Genomic DNA, 14,937 nt, shown 5'->3' with positions numbered 1-14,937 from the left:
TTCGGGATGAAGGGTCCCTTTGAATGCCATCTCAATTGGATTGCCTGTGCTACGTTCGTCTGAATAATGGGCAGTAACGTGGGCTTCTTGAATCAGCTGCTCAAGTTGGGCTTTGCAGCCTCTGGGAATCGCGACGCGGCCATCTCTAAGTTCGCTGAGGTCTATGAGTCGCGGTTTGCCGAATACTGATTGATGCATAGATTGCGCACGGAAGAACTCCGGGTTGGCAAATGTCGCAATCCTGCGGATTTCCATTTGAGCTGCCGGGCTCAGAGACTTTTCGGGGATGTAGAGCATATCGGCTTGTGTGACGAGCAGGTTCGAGGGGAAGTCTCGTGGCGTGAGCGGGAGCCGCTTTCGTGGCTTTTGGACATTGCACCTGGTTTTGTTTGTCGCTGCAGCTGTTGCTATTCCAAGCGGTTTGTTTTTGGTGTCCTCGATCAGACGATCCACCGTCGCACGCGAGATTAGTTGGATTTGCGAAAGGTAAAGCCATTGGTCGGGAAAGGGCTCGAATCGTTCGTCAACAAATACGCTGTTTCCTTCCCGCTGCGCTTTTCCCTGAAAGGGCAGCGCAATGAGATTTCCAAAGCCGCCTTCAGGAATGGTGGACTGCGCGGGTATCATTCGGTCAAAGGCTTCGAAGGTGATTGTCTTGTTGAGTGCCGCTGCTTCGGCGATAAGGCAGCTACCGAAATCTCGTGCTGTCTTTGCGTTTATAGGTTCTAGGAAGAAAAACCAGATATGCGCGCCGTTGCCTGACCTTGATCGCTCGACTGCAGCGTTAATTCCATGGTTTTTTACGACAAGCCTGATAGCGTTTGTCGCTTCTTTCCAATCGGCTTTGTCAAAATCAATGACAAGGACATTTGTGTTGCAGTCTTTGTCGAGAACATATTGACCTATGACGTCCCGGAGCCTGTCGTCGCTGCCTTTGAAATGGGCGATAATGGCGGCATCGTTCAGCTCAAGGAATGTGCGGCTGCGACATTCAGCGCATTTAATTCTGTGATGGTTTGCTTTGGGGCAAATGCCTGGCTTCCACTCATTTGCGCAGGCGGGTGTATAGCCGATGCCCCCGTCTTTTCTGCGATACCCGTGAGCGTGCACATCTTTGCGGCCGGTAAAAAGATTGCGAAAGAGCTCGAGTTTGTCGCGCGCTGGGCTCGCGCTGGTAACGATGCCCTCGGTCTGTGCACGTTCGCCGAAAGATTTGCCGGCTTTGTCCCATTCTTCGAGTGTTGCGTAACGGATGTCTGGACCGTTGCTACAGATTACGATCTGCTTACGCGGATCTGAAGCGTGGACAACCGTTTTATTGAGTTTGAATAAGGCGTTCCCGAAAAGGGCGTATTGATGCACGGCGTTGCTCATTTGAATGCCATTCTTGTCAGCGTTCATTGGGATGAGGGTACGTCATTTCAGCTTTATGAGATATGCGACTTCGATTTTGGTTCGGTAATAGTGGGGTACCGATCCGTGAGTGGCAATTAGCCGGTGCCAAAACGTGCGGCGGCTGTTGTTAAAGGTGTTTTGGCGGCTATGGGGCGTGTTGGCGGCGTGGGGAGGGGTCCTCGAATGACTCCGTGGTCAAATAACGTCAAATATGAGTACTGTTGTTAATGTAGTCTCATAACATTTGGTAAGAATAGAATACCAATTCCACATTATTCTATATATCTAACCCACTAAACACGGAATTTTGAGCCTTGGCAAGACGTGGAATTGATCGAAATGATCAATTCCGGCGAGATTTTGCTGCTACTAATTTGGTGGCGGTACTCATATTTGCCATTTTTTGTCCAGTGGGTACCGCGAGGGGCCTGTTCGACTGGCTCAACGGCCCGGTGATGGATGCCGGCATGATCAGCCCACTCGATCCAGACCTTGTCCACATCACCGACGACCTCAACGAAGCCGTCGACATCGCCCTGAGCGGGCTGAAGTAGGGTAGGTAAAATGGGACGGGGCTAAAAGACTGGTCTGAAACGTTTGATACCAGTCTTTTTAGCCCCGTCCCAAATGAACTGCTTCTAAGTTGCGGTGGAATAGGGATTGATTTGCGGCTGATAAGCCAAAAACAGTCCCTATTTCACCGCAACTGATGTGGGTGTCCCTAGCGAGTTGGCTGGTAGCGGGGGCAGTAGCTGATGGCGATGGCGTCGACGCCTACGTGGGTGGCGATGGTGCAGCCGATGGGGCCGGTGCCGGCGTCTACGTAGTCCTGGCCTGCGAGCGCTTGGTTGACGAGCTCCTGCTCCTCGGCAGCGCCGGTCGTGAGCACGCGCACGCTGGAGCCCGGATGCTCGGTCAAAAATGCGAGGCAATCGGCCATGGTGTTGGCGACGATGCGCTTGGCGCCGCGGCCCTTTTTGATGGCCTTGATCTCGCCCGATTTCCACTCCGGCGAAACGGCCAGGCGAATGTTGAGCATCTGCGTCAGCTGGCCGGCGAGTTTGGGCGCGCGGCCGTTCTTAACGAGGTTTTCGAGCGTGCGGGGAATCAGCAGCAGGTGGGCGTCGGACAGCGTCGCGCGGATCTGCGTCTCGGTCTCGTCCAGACTGCGGCCGTCCTCGCGCATGGCGAGCGCGTACTCCACCAGCAGGCCCTCGGCGCCCGAGCCGGTGCGCGAATCGATGCAGCGCACGTCGAGCTCGTGGGTATCGGCTGTCAGGCTGGCGTTGGCATAGCAGGCGGACCACTCGCTGCACAGCGAGATAAAGATGGCGCTGTCGTGGCCGTCAGCGAGCACGCGATCAAAGAGCGCCTTGAACTCACCGGCGCTCGGCTGCGAGGTGTGCGGTAGCTGCTCGGAGCCTGCCATGCGGGCGACGTACTCCTCGGCGGTGATCTGCACCTGGTCGAGCAGGTCCTCGCCTTCGATAATCACATGCAGTGGAATCACGTAAATGCCGAGCTCTTGGGCGCGGGCGGGGGAGATGTCCGACGTGGAGTCGGTTATGATGGCAAAAGACATAATTGCACCTTTCGTTGGGGCGTTTGCGCGCCGCCTTCTGAGAGCAAAGTGCGACAAGTATAGTAGAGTCATTCCACATTGCTAGGTTCAATTGTTGAATAGTCAACAGTTTGAAGTGTCGGTGTGGAAATCATCAACTGGGGAAGAGGGATGCCGATGGAGGCACTGGAGATATGCAAGCGGCCGGTCGTGCTGTTTGATTTCGATGGCACGGTGGCCGATACAGGCCGGGCGGTGATGACCTCGACGCGCAAGACGCTTGCTGCGCGCGGGTTTTCGGAAGCGCAGATGGGTGACCTGCGCCGTATGATCGGGCCTCCCCTGTGGAAGAGCTTCCACGACTTTTATGGCTTCTCGCGCGAGGAATCGCTTGTGGTGGCCGACGAGTACCGTGCCTTTTTCGATGAGCTGGGGCCGGATGAGTACCCCGTGTTCGATGGAATCTCCGAGCTGCTCGACAGCCTTGCCGCGCAGGGGCATCGCATGGCGGTCGCGACGTCTCGCATGGAGGCGAAGTGCATCGATATGGTGCATGAGCTGGGGCTTTGCCAGTTTGAGGCCGTGGTTGGCATGAATCCGCCGCAGGGGCGCGAGACCAAGGCGGATTCGGTCCGCGATGCGCTGGCGGCCCTGGGCGCGACGGCCGACGGTGCCGTGATGATCGGCGATCGCTTCAACGATGTGGAGGGCGCGCACGCGATGGGCGTGCCGTGTATCGGCATCTATTCGGGCGCGGCGGCACCGGGGGAGCACGAGGCCGCGGGCGCCGATGCGGTGGTGCACTCGGTGGCCGAGCTTGCTAAACTTTTCGCTATATAAGTAAGTGATGTGAGAGGCGGGCGCGCTCGCCGCTCATTGGTAAGGAGGTCCTCCATGAATCAGGTGGAGCAGAGCGTTACCGAGTATGTCGACGAGGTCTGGGAGGATGTCGTCGCCGATATCGAGCAGCTGGTGAGTTATCCGTCCGTGGCAGTTTCCGCCGATGCGGAGCCCGGCGCGCCGTTTGGCCGCCCAGTCCGTGACGCGCTCGATTGCGCGCTCGGCATTGCGCAGAAGCTCGGCTACCAGACGAGCGACGACGAGGGCTTTGTGGGCATTGCCGATATCCCTGGCCGCGGCGACAAGCAGCTCGCGACTATCTGCCATGTGGACGTGGTGCCTGCCGGCCCCGGCTGGAACACCGACCCGTTTGCGATGGAGCGTCGCGAGGGCTGGCTGCTCGGCCGCGGCGTGATCGACGACAAGGGCCCGGCCGTGCTGTCGCTCTACGCCGGCGCCTATCTGCTCAAGCACGGCATCACCCCGCGCTATACCTTCCGCGCGCTGCTGGGCTGTGATGAGGAAGTGGGCATGTCCGACGTTCACCATTATCTGGAGAACCACGCAGACCCCGACTTTCTGTTTACGCCCGATGCCGAGTTCCCGGTTTGTAATGCCGAGAAGGGCCAGTTTGGGGCGACGTTTGTGAGTCCCAAGATCGACGGCGGGCGCATTGTGTCCTGGAGCGGCGCCGAAGCGAGCAACGCCATTCCGTCGCAGTCTATCTGCGAGCTTGCGATTGCCGCCGATGAGCTGCCGGCGCCTGTTGAGAACGCCGACCGCCTGGAGATCACGGCGCTCGGCAACGGGCATGCGCAGATTTTCGCCCACGGCATTGGCGGTCATGCCTCGATGCCCGAGGGAACAATCAATGCCGTCGGCCTCATCGTGGCGTATCTGCGCGAGGCCGAGGATGCGTTTGGTGCGCGCGACGAGCGCCTGCTGACGCCTGCCGAGCACGAGTTCGTCAAGTTTCTGGCCTTTGTGCATGCGGACGCCTATGGCCGCGGCCTGGGTATCGACGCGACGAGCCCGGCGTTTGGCCCGCTCACCTGCAACCCCGGCGTCATCCGCGTGGCGGATGGCCACATCGAGCAGGTCATCGACGTGCGTTTCCCCGACAGCACGAGCGCCGATACCATCTGCGAGCAGCTCGAGCCGCTCGTGGGCCGCTTTGGTGTGACGTATCGCGTGGGTCGCGCCAAGGTGCCGTTCTCAGTTTCTGCCGACGACCCAGCCGTGAGGGCGCTTATCGATACCTATAACGAGTTTACGGGCAAGCATGCCGAGCCCTTTGCCATGGGCGGCGGCACGTACGCGCGAAACTTTGCCCGCGCCGTCTCGTTTGGCCCCGAGGAGACCGGCCTTGAGCTGCCCGCGTGGGGCGGCCAGATGCACGGCCCCAACGAGTGCGCCAACGAGGAGCAGCTCAAGCAAGCGCTCAAGATCTATATTGTGGCAATCCTGCGCCTCAACGAACTCGAACTTTAAGGTTACGCGGTTTCCCAATCTAAGTTGCGGTGGAATAGTTCCTAGAATGGGCCATTTGATGGCCAAGCAGGAACTATTTCACCGCAACTTTGCTTTTATTGGTGTAAAAGGTGCGCCATATTTGGCGCTGGATTGTTATTCGTTTGTAAAGGCTGGGCAGCGCTTGCGGTAAGGGTCTATCAAATGCCCGTAAGAAACCGCAGATAAGGCGGTCGTCGCGCGATCGGGGTCGTATCTTTCCAAACAGCAAAGCGGGCAGGGTGCCCGCGAGTTGTATGTATGAAAGGAAGATCATGCTCGATCAGGCTTATTCTCGTCGTCAGTTCCTCGGACTTGCTGGTGGTCTTGTCAGCATCGTCGGTCTCGGTCTCGTTGGTTGCGGCGGCTCCGGCGCATCCGACGCCGCCGACAAGGGCAGCGCCGCTGCTGCCGAGTCCGTCTCCGGCGAGGTGACCTACGACGGTGCTTCCTCGTTCCAGGCTCTCGTCGAGGCTGCTGCCGAGAAGTTCATGGATGCCAACCCCGACGTCTCCGTCTCCGGCTCGGGCAACGGTTCGGGCAAAGGTCTGACCGCTGTTGCCGCCGGCACCGTCACCATCGGTAACTCCGACGTCTTCGCCGAGACCAAGCTCGAGGCCGACCAGGTCAAGAACCTCGTCGACCACGAGGTCGCCGTCGTGGGCATGGGTCCCGTCGTCTCTAAGAACGTGAAGGTCGACGACCTGTCCCTCGAGCAGCTCAAGGGCATCTTCTCCGGCCAGATCACCAACTGGAAGGAGGTCGGCGGCGACGACGCCAAGATCGTCGTGCTCAACCGCAAGGCCGGCTCCGGCACCCGCGCCACCTTCGAGGCTGCCGTCTTTGGCGACGAGGCCGTCGACTTTAAGGGCGACGCCGAGCTCGACAAGTCCGGCGATGTCCAGACTCAGATGGGCAGCACCGATAACGCCGTCTCCTACCTCGACTTCTCGCACTTCGATGACTCCAAGTTCAACGCCATCAAGGTCGAGGGCGTCGAGCCCAAGAGCGCAAACGTCACCGACGACTCCTTCAAGATCTGGGCTACCGAGCACATGTACTGCTCCAAGGACGCCGACGAGGCCACCACGGCCTTCCTGGAGTTCATGCTTTCCGACGACGTCCAGGGCAAGCTCGTCGAGGAGCAGGGCTTTATCCCCGTCTCTGCCATGAAGGTCGTCAAGGACGCCAGCGGCAAGGTCTCTGCTAAATAAGTAATCGCCCCCGGAAAGGTTTGCAATGGCAAAACAGCTGCCAAAGCGCGACCTTGAGAACGTGGGCCTGGGCGTCACGGGCGCGTGCGTAGCGCTCGTGACGCTTGTCGTTGCCGCGCTTATCTTCATGGTCGCCCAAAAGGGCCTCTCGGCTTTTCTCAAGGATGGCGTTTCGGTTGTCGAGTTCTTCACTGGCACCAAGTGGGACCTGGCCAACACAGCCGAAAACGGTCTGCCCTATACCGGCGCCCTGCCCCTGATCGTCACCTCGTTTGCGGTCATGGTGCTCTCCACGCTCATCGCGCTGCCCATCGCCATCGGCTCCGCCATCTTTGCGGTCGAGATCCAACCCAAAGTTGGTTCCAAGGTCTTTCAGCCGCTTATTGAGCTTTTGACCGGCATTCCCTCGGTCGTCTTTGGACTGATTGGCTTTCACGTGGTCGTCGGACTTATGAAGTCCGTTTTCCACGTGAGCACGGGTCTGGGCATCCTGCCCGGCGCCATCGTGCTGGCTGTCATGATCCTGCCGACGATGACCACCCTTTCGGTCGATGGCCTGCGCGCCGTGCCCGACGGCTACCGTCAGGGCTCGCTCGCGCTGGGCTACACCCGCTGGCAGACCATCTGGCACGTGGTGCTCAAGTCCGCCATGCCGTCGCTCATGACTGCGGTCATCCTTGGCATGACGCGCGCCTTTGGCGAGACGCTCGCCGTGCGCATGGTCATCGGCGGTATTGAGGCCATGCCGACGTCGCTGCTGTCGCCGGCCTCGACCATCACCACCACGCTCACCACGTCCATGGCGGTCTATGCCGAGGGTTCGGCCCAGGACGATGTTCTGTGGGCGCTCGGTCTGCTGCTGATGGGTATGAGCCTCATCTTCATCCTGATCATCCACCTTATCGGCCGCAAGGGGGCGAAGGCTCGTGGCTAGCACGCGCATCCATATCGACGAGGCGAGACTCGGGCGCGTCCAAAAGCAGGATCGCATCGCCACGGGCGTGCTGACGGCAATCATCGCCATCGTCATGCTCATCGTCGTCTCCATGGTGGCCTATATCCTGTTCGAGGGCATCTCGACGCTGTTCCAGCCGGGTTTTCTCACGCAGCCGTCGCGTGCCAACGGAACTCAGGGCGGCGTACTCTACCAGCTGTTCGACTCGTTCTATCTGCTGCTGATCACCCTGATCATCTCGGTGCCCATCAGCCTAGGCGGGGCGGTCTTCCTGGTTGAGTACGCGCCGAACGGCCCTATCCGCGACATCGCCTCTACCGCCATCGAGACGCTGTCCTCGCTGCCTTCCATCGTCGTCGGCATGTTTGGCTTCCTGGTGTTCTCGGTGCAGCTGGGCTGGAAGTACTCCATCATCTCCGGCGCCGTCGCGCTCACCATGTTCAATATCCCCATTCTGGTGCGCGTGATTCAGCAGGCGCTCGAGGACGTGCCACAGGCCCAGCGCGATGCATGCCTGGCCATGGGCCTTACCCGCTGGGAGGCCACGCTGCACATCCTGATCCCCGAGGCCATGCCTGCCATCGTGACCGGCATCGTGCTTTCGGCCGGCCGCGTGTTTGGCGAGGCCGCGGCACTGCTCTTTACCTCGGGCATGAGCTCGCCGGTGCGTCTGAACTTCTTGAGCTTTAACCTGTCGAGCCCCACCTGCGCCTGGAACGTGTTCCGTCCCGGCGAGTCGCTCGCCGTGCACATCTACAAGATCTATGGCGAGGGCAGCCCCGAGGCTCAGCAGATCGTTTGGGGCACCGCTGCACTGCTGATGATTTGCGTGCTGCTGTTTAACGTAATCGCCCGTATCGTGGGCAAGCAACTGGCAAGGAGGATGACGGCCGAGTGAGCGAGATGAAAGCAACACCCGCAGCCGAAGCGGCACCGTCCGAGATCCAGAACTTCCTGTCGAGCGTGGGGGAGAGCGAGAAGCGCGTGCGCGCGAGCGGCAAGGCCGTGAGCGACGAGGTCGTGCTCTCCACCAAGGACGTCAACGTGTACTATGGCGACCACCATGCCCTGCACGATACGTCGCTCGACTTTCACAAGGGCGAGATCACGGCGCTCATCGGGCCTTCGGGCTGCGGTAAGTCGACCTTCTTACGCAGCCTCAACCTGATGAATCGCGAGATTCGCGGCTGCCGCGTGGAGGGCGAGATCAACTACCGCGGGCGCAACGTGAACACCAAGACCGAGAACACCTACGAGTTGCGTCGCTCCATTGGCATGGTATTCCAACAGCCCAACCCTTTCCGCAAGTCCATTCGCGACAACATTACGTTTGCGCCCAGGCGTCACGGCATTACCGACCGCGACGAGCTTGATCGTATGGTCGAGGAAAGTCTGCGTGGTGCGGCGCTGTGGGACGAGGTCAAGGACAAGCTCGACAAGAGCGCCTACGCGCTTTCGGGCGGCCAGCAGCAGCGTCTGTGCATTGCGCGCACGCTGGCGCTCAATCCCGACGTGATCCTGTTTGACGAGCCCTGCTCGGCGCTCGACCCCATCTCGACGCTGGCGATCGAGGACCTCATGTCATCGATCGTTGCCGACCGTGCCATCGTCATCGTGACGCACAACATGGAGCAGGCGTCGCGCGTGTCCAACCGCACGGCGTTCTTCTACATGGGCGATATGGTTGAGTACGACGAGACTGACGAGATTTTCCAACGGCCCAAGGATAAGCGGCTGAATGATTACCTCACCGGCATGTTCTCCTAGTCCGGGACATGCTTGAGGCCCGCGGCGGCCACGGTTGTCGCGGGACTGATTGGAGAGGCGGGTCATCTCTTTTGCGAGATGGCCCGCCTTTTGCTCTGCGACCGAAATGACCACCACAAAGGGGACAGGCACCTTCGTGGTGGTTTGGGGTGGGGCTCGCTGCTATCATGGACAACGTTGTATTTCTACGAAGGAGCAGGGCATATGGCGATTCTTTTGGGATGCGATTCCGTCAGCCTAGAGTTTCCCACCAAGCATATTTTCGATAGCGTGACGCTCGGCGTGGACGAGGGCGACCGTATTGGTATCGTCGGTAAAAACGGCGACGGCAAGTCGACGCTGCTGAGTGTGCTCGCCGGCACGCTGGAGCCCGACGATGGCCGCGTGACGCATCGCCGCGACACCACGATCGGATTGCTCGGCCAAAAGGACAACCTGGCCGATGCCGACACCGTGCATCATGCCGTCGTGGGCGATACGCCCGAGTATGAGTGGGCCTCGAGCCCACGTACGCGTCAGATCCTCGCTGGCCTTATTAGCGATGTGCCCTGGGAGGGCACGGTGGGCGAGCTTTCGGGCGGCCAGCGCCGTCGCGTGGACCTCGCGCGCCTGCTGATCGGCGACTATGACGTGCTTATGCTTGACGAGCCCACCAACCACCTGGACATGCGCACCATCAACTGGCTCGCGCGCCACTTAAAGGCCCGCTGGCAGCGCGGTCAGGGCGCGATGCTCGTGGTCACGCACGACCGCTGGTTCTTGGACGAGGTCTGCACCAGTATGTGGGAGGTCCATGACGGCCAGGTCGATCCCTTCGAGGGCGGCTATTCGGCATACATCCTGCAGCGCGTAGAGCGCGACCGCATGGCCGCGGTTACCGAGGAGCGCCGTCGCAACATGGCGCGCAAGGAGCTCGCGTGGCTGAGCCGCGGTGCCCAGGCTCGTTCCACCAAGCCCAAGTTTCGCGTGGATGCCGCTCGTGAGCTGATCGCCGACGTGCCGCCCGTGCGTGACGAGCTGGAGCTCAAGCGCCTGGCCGTGAGCCGCTTGGGCAAGCAGGTTATCGATGTGGTCGACGTGGATGCCGGCTATGCCGATACCGACGGCGCGCCCAAGCAGGTGCTCACCGATGTGACCTGGCTCATTGGTGCCGGCGACCGCTATGGCCTTTTGGGCGAGAACGGCGCCGGTAAGTCGACGCTGCTCGACGTGATCCAGGGCAAGATTGAACCCACGCGCGGCCGCGTGAAGATTGGCCAGACAGTGCGCTTTGGCGTGCTGTCGCAGCAGCTCGAGGAGCTCAAGCCCTACATGGGCGACACGATCCGCGAGGTGCTCGGCAACTATAAGAAGTACTACGTCATCGACGGCAAGGAGACTTCGCCCGAGAAGCTCTGCGAACGTCTGGGCTTTACGACGCAGCAGCTCTGGAGCCGCATCGGCGATCTTTCGGGCGGCCAGCGCCGTCGCCTGTCGCTGTTGCTGACGATTCTGGACGAGCCCAACGTGCTCATCCTGGACGAGCCGGGCAACGACCTGGATACCGACATGCTCGCGATTGTCGAGGACCTGCTGGACGGCTGGCCCGGCACGCTGATCCTGGTGACGCACGACCGCTTTTTGATGGAGCGCGTGACCGACCAGCAGTGGGCGCTGCTCGACGGCCACCTGACGCATATGCCCGGTGGCGTGGACCAGTACCTGCGCCTGTGCAACGCTACCGCCGAGGGCGAGCCCGTGGGCGCGCCGAGCGCCAAGACCGGCACGTTCGACACCGGTGCCGCGGCAGCTGCGGCCGAAAAGCCCAAGTCGAGCGGTCAGCCCAACGGCCTGTCCAACGCCGAGCGCCAGAAGCTCCGCCGCGAGGTGAGTTCGCTCGAGCGCAAGATGGAGACGCAGCGCACCCGCGTTGAGGAGGCCGAGGCAGCAATGGCCCAAGTCGATCCCACCAACTACACGGCGCTCGGCGAGCAGCAGGCAAAGATCGACGAGGCTCACGCTGCCATGGACGAGCTGGAGATGGCGTGGCTCGAGGCGAGCGAAAAGCTCGAGGGCGAGGAGTAGGCGAGAATGATTAAAGCCGCGTTTTTCGATATCGACGGCACGCTGCTGAGCTTTAAGACCCACCGGATTCCGGCGTCGGCGCAGCAGGTGCTCGACAGCTTTCACGAGCAGGGGATTGCGTGCGTGATCGCCACGGGCCGTCCGACCTACCAGATGCCGGACTGGCTGTTCGACCTGGGCTGGGATGCGTACATTACGCTTTCGGGCCAGCACTGCTTTGATGCCGAGGGGGTTTACCGCAGCTGCCCGATCGATTCGGACGACGTCGCGGTGATTGTGGACCAGGTGGCGCAGGGGCGCTACGACTCGCTGTGCATGCAGGGCGAGAACTCGTTTGTGAACCGCCTGTCCGAGCGCGTGGTGACGGCTGGCAGCAACGCGGGAATCGTCTACCACGAGGAGCCGTTTGAGCACGCCTTTGACGCACCGGTCTACCAGTTTTGCGCCTTTGTGGACCCGGTCGACGAGCATATCGTGACCGACGCCGTGTCGCATTCGCTCACCACGCGCTGGTGCGACCTGTTCTGCGACATTATTCCCGCTAACGGCGGCAAGGACCTGGGCGTGGCGGCGACGCTCGAGCGGCTTGGTATCGACGCGAGCGAGGCGATTGCCTTTGGCGACGGCGAGAACGACCTGTCGATGTTTGCCGCCGTGGGCACGAGCGTGGCCATGGGCAACGCACAGGACACGGTGAAAGCTGCGGCGACCTATGTGACGACTGCCGTGGACGACGACGGCATCTGCAACGCCGCGAAGCACTTTGGATTGATGTAACTGCGGGGCGGCACCCGGCGCCTGGGGACACTCCTTGCGGGGCGTCCCCATTTTGTTTTCGTCCCGCACGTTTTGTGAAACACGGCTAACTTTTAGACAAAGTAGTAAGACATGGGCAACTTTTGCGGTAAAGTTAGCCGTGGAAAGTATCCAAAGGCTAACTAGCAATCATCGCGAAAGGCGGCCCATGGCCCTACGTGAATCCGGAGAAGACTATCTCGAATCTATTTATGTGCTCTCGGAGCGCCAAGGCATCGTTCGACCAATTGACGTTGCCGAATACCTGGGCGTAACCAAAAGCAAGCGTCTCTAAAGCCATGGCGGCCTTGGAGAGCACCGGCTACGTGGAGATGGGCAAACGCGATGTGCATCTGACGGAACGCGGTCTTGAGGTTGCCCGTCAAATGTGGGAGCGCCATTGCTTTTTTGTGGGGCTGCTAGAGGATGCAGGTGTAGCGCCCGATGTTGCCTCGCAAGAGGGTTGCCACATGGAGCATTGCTTGAGTGAGGAGAGCTTTGAGAAGCTGAGGTCGATGCTGGGGCGGGAAGATGTGGCGGGCCCAGCAACGGAAGCCTAATTGATCCCCAGTAGCGCGGAGTTCGCGCAAAGCGCGAGCCAGCGACCGGGACCAGTAGCCCCACCAACTAAGTTCAATTCAGACAAGGAACCCCGCCAGCAAGCGATGCCCAAGAACCGCCAGCAACGTCACCGCAGGCCGGGGTCGGGCTTGGTTTTGAAAACATTCCGCAGACCAGAAGTGCCCCCGTTCGTAGCTCCGTAGGAGCAGAACGGGGGCACTTCATTGGTCGAGGACGTTTTCAAAACCAAGCCCGACCCCGGCCGGAGGGACTACGGACGCTACAGGTTCTTGACACCCATCGCGCGCATGGCGTTCAGGATGGCGATAATCGCCACGCCTACGTCGCCGAACACGGCAAGCCACATGTTGGCGATGCCCAGTGCCGCAAGCACCAGAATCAGCAACTTAATGCCCAGCGCAAAGATGATGTTCTGCCAAACAATCGACATGGTCTTGCGCGCCACGCGGATCGCGCGGGAGATGTTGGACGGCTTGTCATCCATGAGCACGACGTCCGCCGCCTCAATTGCGGCGTCCGAGCCCATAGCGCCCATGGCGATGCCAACGTCTGCGCGGGTAAGCACGGGTGCGTCGTTGATACCGTCGCCGACAAAAGCGAGCTTGCCCTTGTCGCTTTCGCCCGCGAGCAACGCCTCAACACGCTCGACCTTATCGCCCGGCAGCAGCTGCGCGTGGAACTCGTCGAGGCCGAGCTGCTTGGCCACAGACGCTGCAACGTCCTCGCGGTCGCCCGTGAGCATAACGGTGCGCTTGATGCCGGCGGCGTGCAGGTCACGGACCGTCTGCTCGGCATCGGCCTTAACGGTGTCTGCAATCACGATGTGGCCGGCGTACACGCCGTCAACGAGCACATGGAGGATCGTGCCGACAACATCACAGTCCGGTGCTTCAACGCCGGCCGCGGCGAGCATCTTGGCGTTGCCGACGACGACATGCTTGCCGTCGATGGTCGCCGTCACGCCGTGGCCCGCGTCATTAGTGGAATCCGTTACGCGCGTGGGGTCAAGCTCGCCCTGGTAGGCGACACGCACGGACTGCGCGATGGGATGGTCGGAGAATGACTCGGCAAGGGCCGCGACTTCGAGCAGCGACTGCTCGGTATAGCCTGCCTCGGGGTGTACCGCCACGACCGAAAACGTGCCGTTGGTGAGCGTGCCGGTCTTGTCAAAGACGACGGTGTCCACATCCGCGAGCGTCTCGAGGTAGTTAGAGCCCTTGATGAGGACGCCCAGCTTGGATGCGCCACCGATGCCGCCAAAAAAGCTGAGCGGCACGCTGATCACGAGCGCGCATGGGCAACTGACGACGAGGAAGGTCAGGCCGCGCAGGATCCAGTCGGACCAGGCGCCGGTGACCAAGCCACCGCCGAGCGCGAGTACCGCGGCCGCGCCGGTGACAGCGGGCGTGTAGACGCGGGCGAAGCGCGTGATGAAGTTCTCGGTGCGTGCCTTCTTCTCACTAGCGTTTTCTACGAGCTCCAGGACGCGCGCGACGGTGGACTCGCCAAAGGGCTTGGTGGTGCGCACGTGGAGGAGACCCGTCATGTTGATGCAGCCGCTGATGATATCGTCTCCAGTTTTGGCCGGGCGGGGGACCGACTCTCCGGTAAGGGCGGCGGTATCGAGCTGTGTCTCGCCCTCGACGATGACGCCGTCGATAGGCACGCGCTCACCGGGCTTGACCACGATCACGGTGCCGACGGCGATGTCATCGGGGAAGACCTGCTCGAGTGTGCCGTCGGGCTGCTCGACGTTAGCGTAGTCGGGCGCGATGTCCATCATGGCACTGATCGACTTGCGGCTCTTGCCCACGGCGTACGCCTGAAACAGCTCGCCGACCTGGTAGAACAGCATGACGGCGGCGCCTTCGGCCATGTGCGGGTCGGTATCGGGGAAGAGCACCATGGCAAACGCGCCGATGGTCGCGACGGCCATGAGGAAGCTCTCGTCGAAGGCCTTGCCGCGGCGGATGTTATTGAATGCCTTTTGCAGTACGTCGTAGCCGGCAATCAAAAACGGCACGAGGAACAGCACAAAGCTGGCGTAGATGTCGCCCGGGGTGCCGAATGCGGCGGTAAGGGTGCCGAACTCATCGAGGGCGTACACCACGGCAAAAATGCCCAGCGCTACCAGGATGCGGTTGCGCTTATGCTCGAGTGATTCTTTTTTCTTGCGCTTCTTCTTTTTCTTTTTGGGGTCGGCGGTGGCCATGACTCGTATCCTCCCATTTGAATGTATGAACATTCGCTCATAT

The 14,937-nt window shown here is 60.8% G+C and carries 14 protein-coding genes; 11 read left to right on the top strand and 3 right to left on the bottom strand.

Features of this window, described 5'->3' with window-relative positions:
* A partial coding sequence (locus AB5750_RS04210) for a TOTE conflict system archaeo-eukaryotic primase domain-containing protein (RefSeq protein ID WP_438266030.1) occupies positions 1-1,374 on the bottom strand: 1,374 nt, incomplete at its 3' end.
* A 431-nt stretch (positions 1,375-1,805) separates the two neighbouring features.
* Between AB5750_RS04210 and AB5750_RS04205 the strand changes: the two genes are divergently transcribed.
* Entirely contained in the window at positions 1,806-1,949 is a 144-nt protein-coding gene (locus tag AB5750_RS04205; RefSeq protein ID WP_368154916.1) for a hypothetical protein, read from the top strand.
* A 167-nt stretch (positions 1,950-2,116) separates the two neighbouring features.
* Here AB5750_RS04205 and AB5750_RS04200 read toward each other — a convergent pair whose 3' ends face one another.
* Positions 2,117-2,977, bottom strand: a complete 861-nt coding sequence (locus AB5750_RS04200) for a DegV family protein (protein WP_195361765.1) — start codon at positions 2,975-2,977, stop codon at positions 2,117-2,119.
* Positions 2,978-3,133: 156 nt separating this feature from the next.
* On the opposite strand from AB5750_RS04200, the gene AB5750_RS04195 reads away from it, so the two are divergent.
* The 10 genes from AB5750_RS04195 to AB5750_RS04150 all read left to right on the top strand — a co-directional run bounded on the left by AB5750_RS04195 (position 3,134) and on the right by AB5750_RS04150 (position 12,660).
* The gene (locus AB5750_RS04195; RefSeq protein ID WP_368145481.1) at positions 3,134-3,796 is read left to right on the top strand and encodes an HAD hydrolase-like protein; all 663 of its coding nucleotides are present in this window, start codon (positions 3,134-3,136) and stop codon (positions 3,794-3,796) included.
* A gap of 54 nt (positions 3,797-3,850) precedes the next feature.
* Complete coding sequence (locus AB5750_RS04190) at positions 3,851-5,287, top strand: M20 family metallopeptidase (protein ID WP_368145482.1); 1,437 nt, start codon at positions 3,851-3,853, stop codon at positions 5,285-5,287.
* A gap of 293 nt (positions 5,288-5,580) precedes the next feature.
* Positions 5,581-6,519 (top strand): phosphate ABC transporter substrate-binding protein, encoded by a 939-nt coding sequence (locus tag AB5750_RS04185; RefSeq protein WP_368145483.1) that lies wholly within the window; start codon positions 5,581-5,583, stop codon positions 6,517-6,519.
* 25 nt (positions 6,520-6,544) lie between these two features.
* A complete protein-coding gene (gene pstC, locus AB5750_RS04180; protein WP_368145484.1) occupies positions 6,545-7,453 on the top strand; it encodes a phosphate ABC transporter permease subunit PstC in 909 nt (302 codons plus the stop codon).
* A complete protein-coding gene (gene pstA, locus AB5750_RS04175; RefSeq protein WP_368145485.1) occupies positions 7,446-8,372 on the top strand; it encodes a phosphate ABC transporter permease PstA in 927 nt (308 codons plus the stop codon). Before pstC ends, pstA begins: the two co-directional genes overlap by 8 nt.
* Complete coding sequence (gene pstB / locus AB5750_RS04170; RefSeq protein ID WP_368145486.1) at positions 8,369-9,241, top strand: phosphate ABC transporter ATP-binding protein PstB; 873 nt, start codon at positions 8,369-8,371, stop codon at positions 9,239-9,241. The genes pstA and pstB overlap by 4 nt, the downstream gene beginning before the upstream one ends.
* A gap of 204 nt (positions 9,242-9,445) precedes the next feature.
* The gene (locus tag AB5750_RS04165) at positions 9,446-11,305 is read left to right on the top strand and encodes an ABC-F family ATP-binding cassette domain-containing protein (protein ID WP_368145487.1); all 1,860 of its coding nucleotides are present in this window, start codon (positions 9,446-9,448) and stop codon (positions 11,303-11,305) included.
* 6 nt (positions 11,306-11,311) lie between these two features.
* Positions 11,312-12,082: a Cof-type HAD-IIB family hydrolase gene (locus tag AB5750_RS04160; RefSeq protein ID WP_195502715.1), complete on the top strand. Its 771-nt coding sequence runs from the start codon at positions 11,312-11,314 to the stop codon at positions 12,080-12,082.
* Positions 12,083-12,269: 187 nt separating this feature from the next.
* Positions 12,270-12,395, top strand: a complete 126-nt coding sequence (locus AB5750_RS04155) for a helix-turn-helix domain-containing protein (RefSeq protein ID WP_368145488.1) — start codon at positions 12,270-12,272, stop codon at positions 12,393-12,395.
* A gap of 4 nt (positions 12,396-12,399) precedes the next feature.
* On the top strand, positions 12,400-12,660 hold the full coding sequence (locus AB5750_RS04150; protein ID WP_368145489.1) for a metal-dependent transcriptional regulator: 261 nt from the start codon (positions 12,400-12,402) through the stop codon (positions 12,658-12,660).
* Between the two features lie 281 nt (positions 12,661-12,941).
* Here the strand turns inward: AB5750_RS04150 and AB5750_RS04145 are convergent, their stop codons facing one another.
* Positions 12,942-14,894: a heavy metal translocating P-type ATPase gene (locus AB5750_RS04145; RefSeq protein WP_368145490.1), complete on the bottom strand. Its 1,953-nt coding sequence runs from the start codon at positions 14,892-14,894 to the stop codon at positions 12,942-12,944.
* Between the last annotated feature and the right edge of the window lie 43 nt (positions 14,895-14,937).

The sequence above is a fragment of the Collinsella aerofaciens genome, assembly GCF_040926185.1.
GTDB lineage: Bacteria > Actinomycetota > Coriobacteriia > Coriobacteriales > Coriobacteriaceae > Collinsella > Collinsella aerofaciens_BC.
Note: the sequence above shows the minus strand (reverse complement) of the source record. Positions and strands in the feature narration are given on the sequence as shown.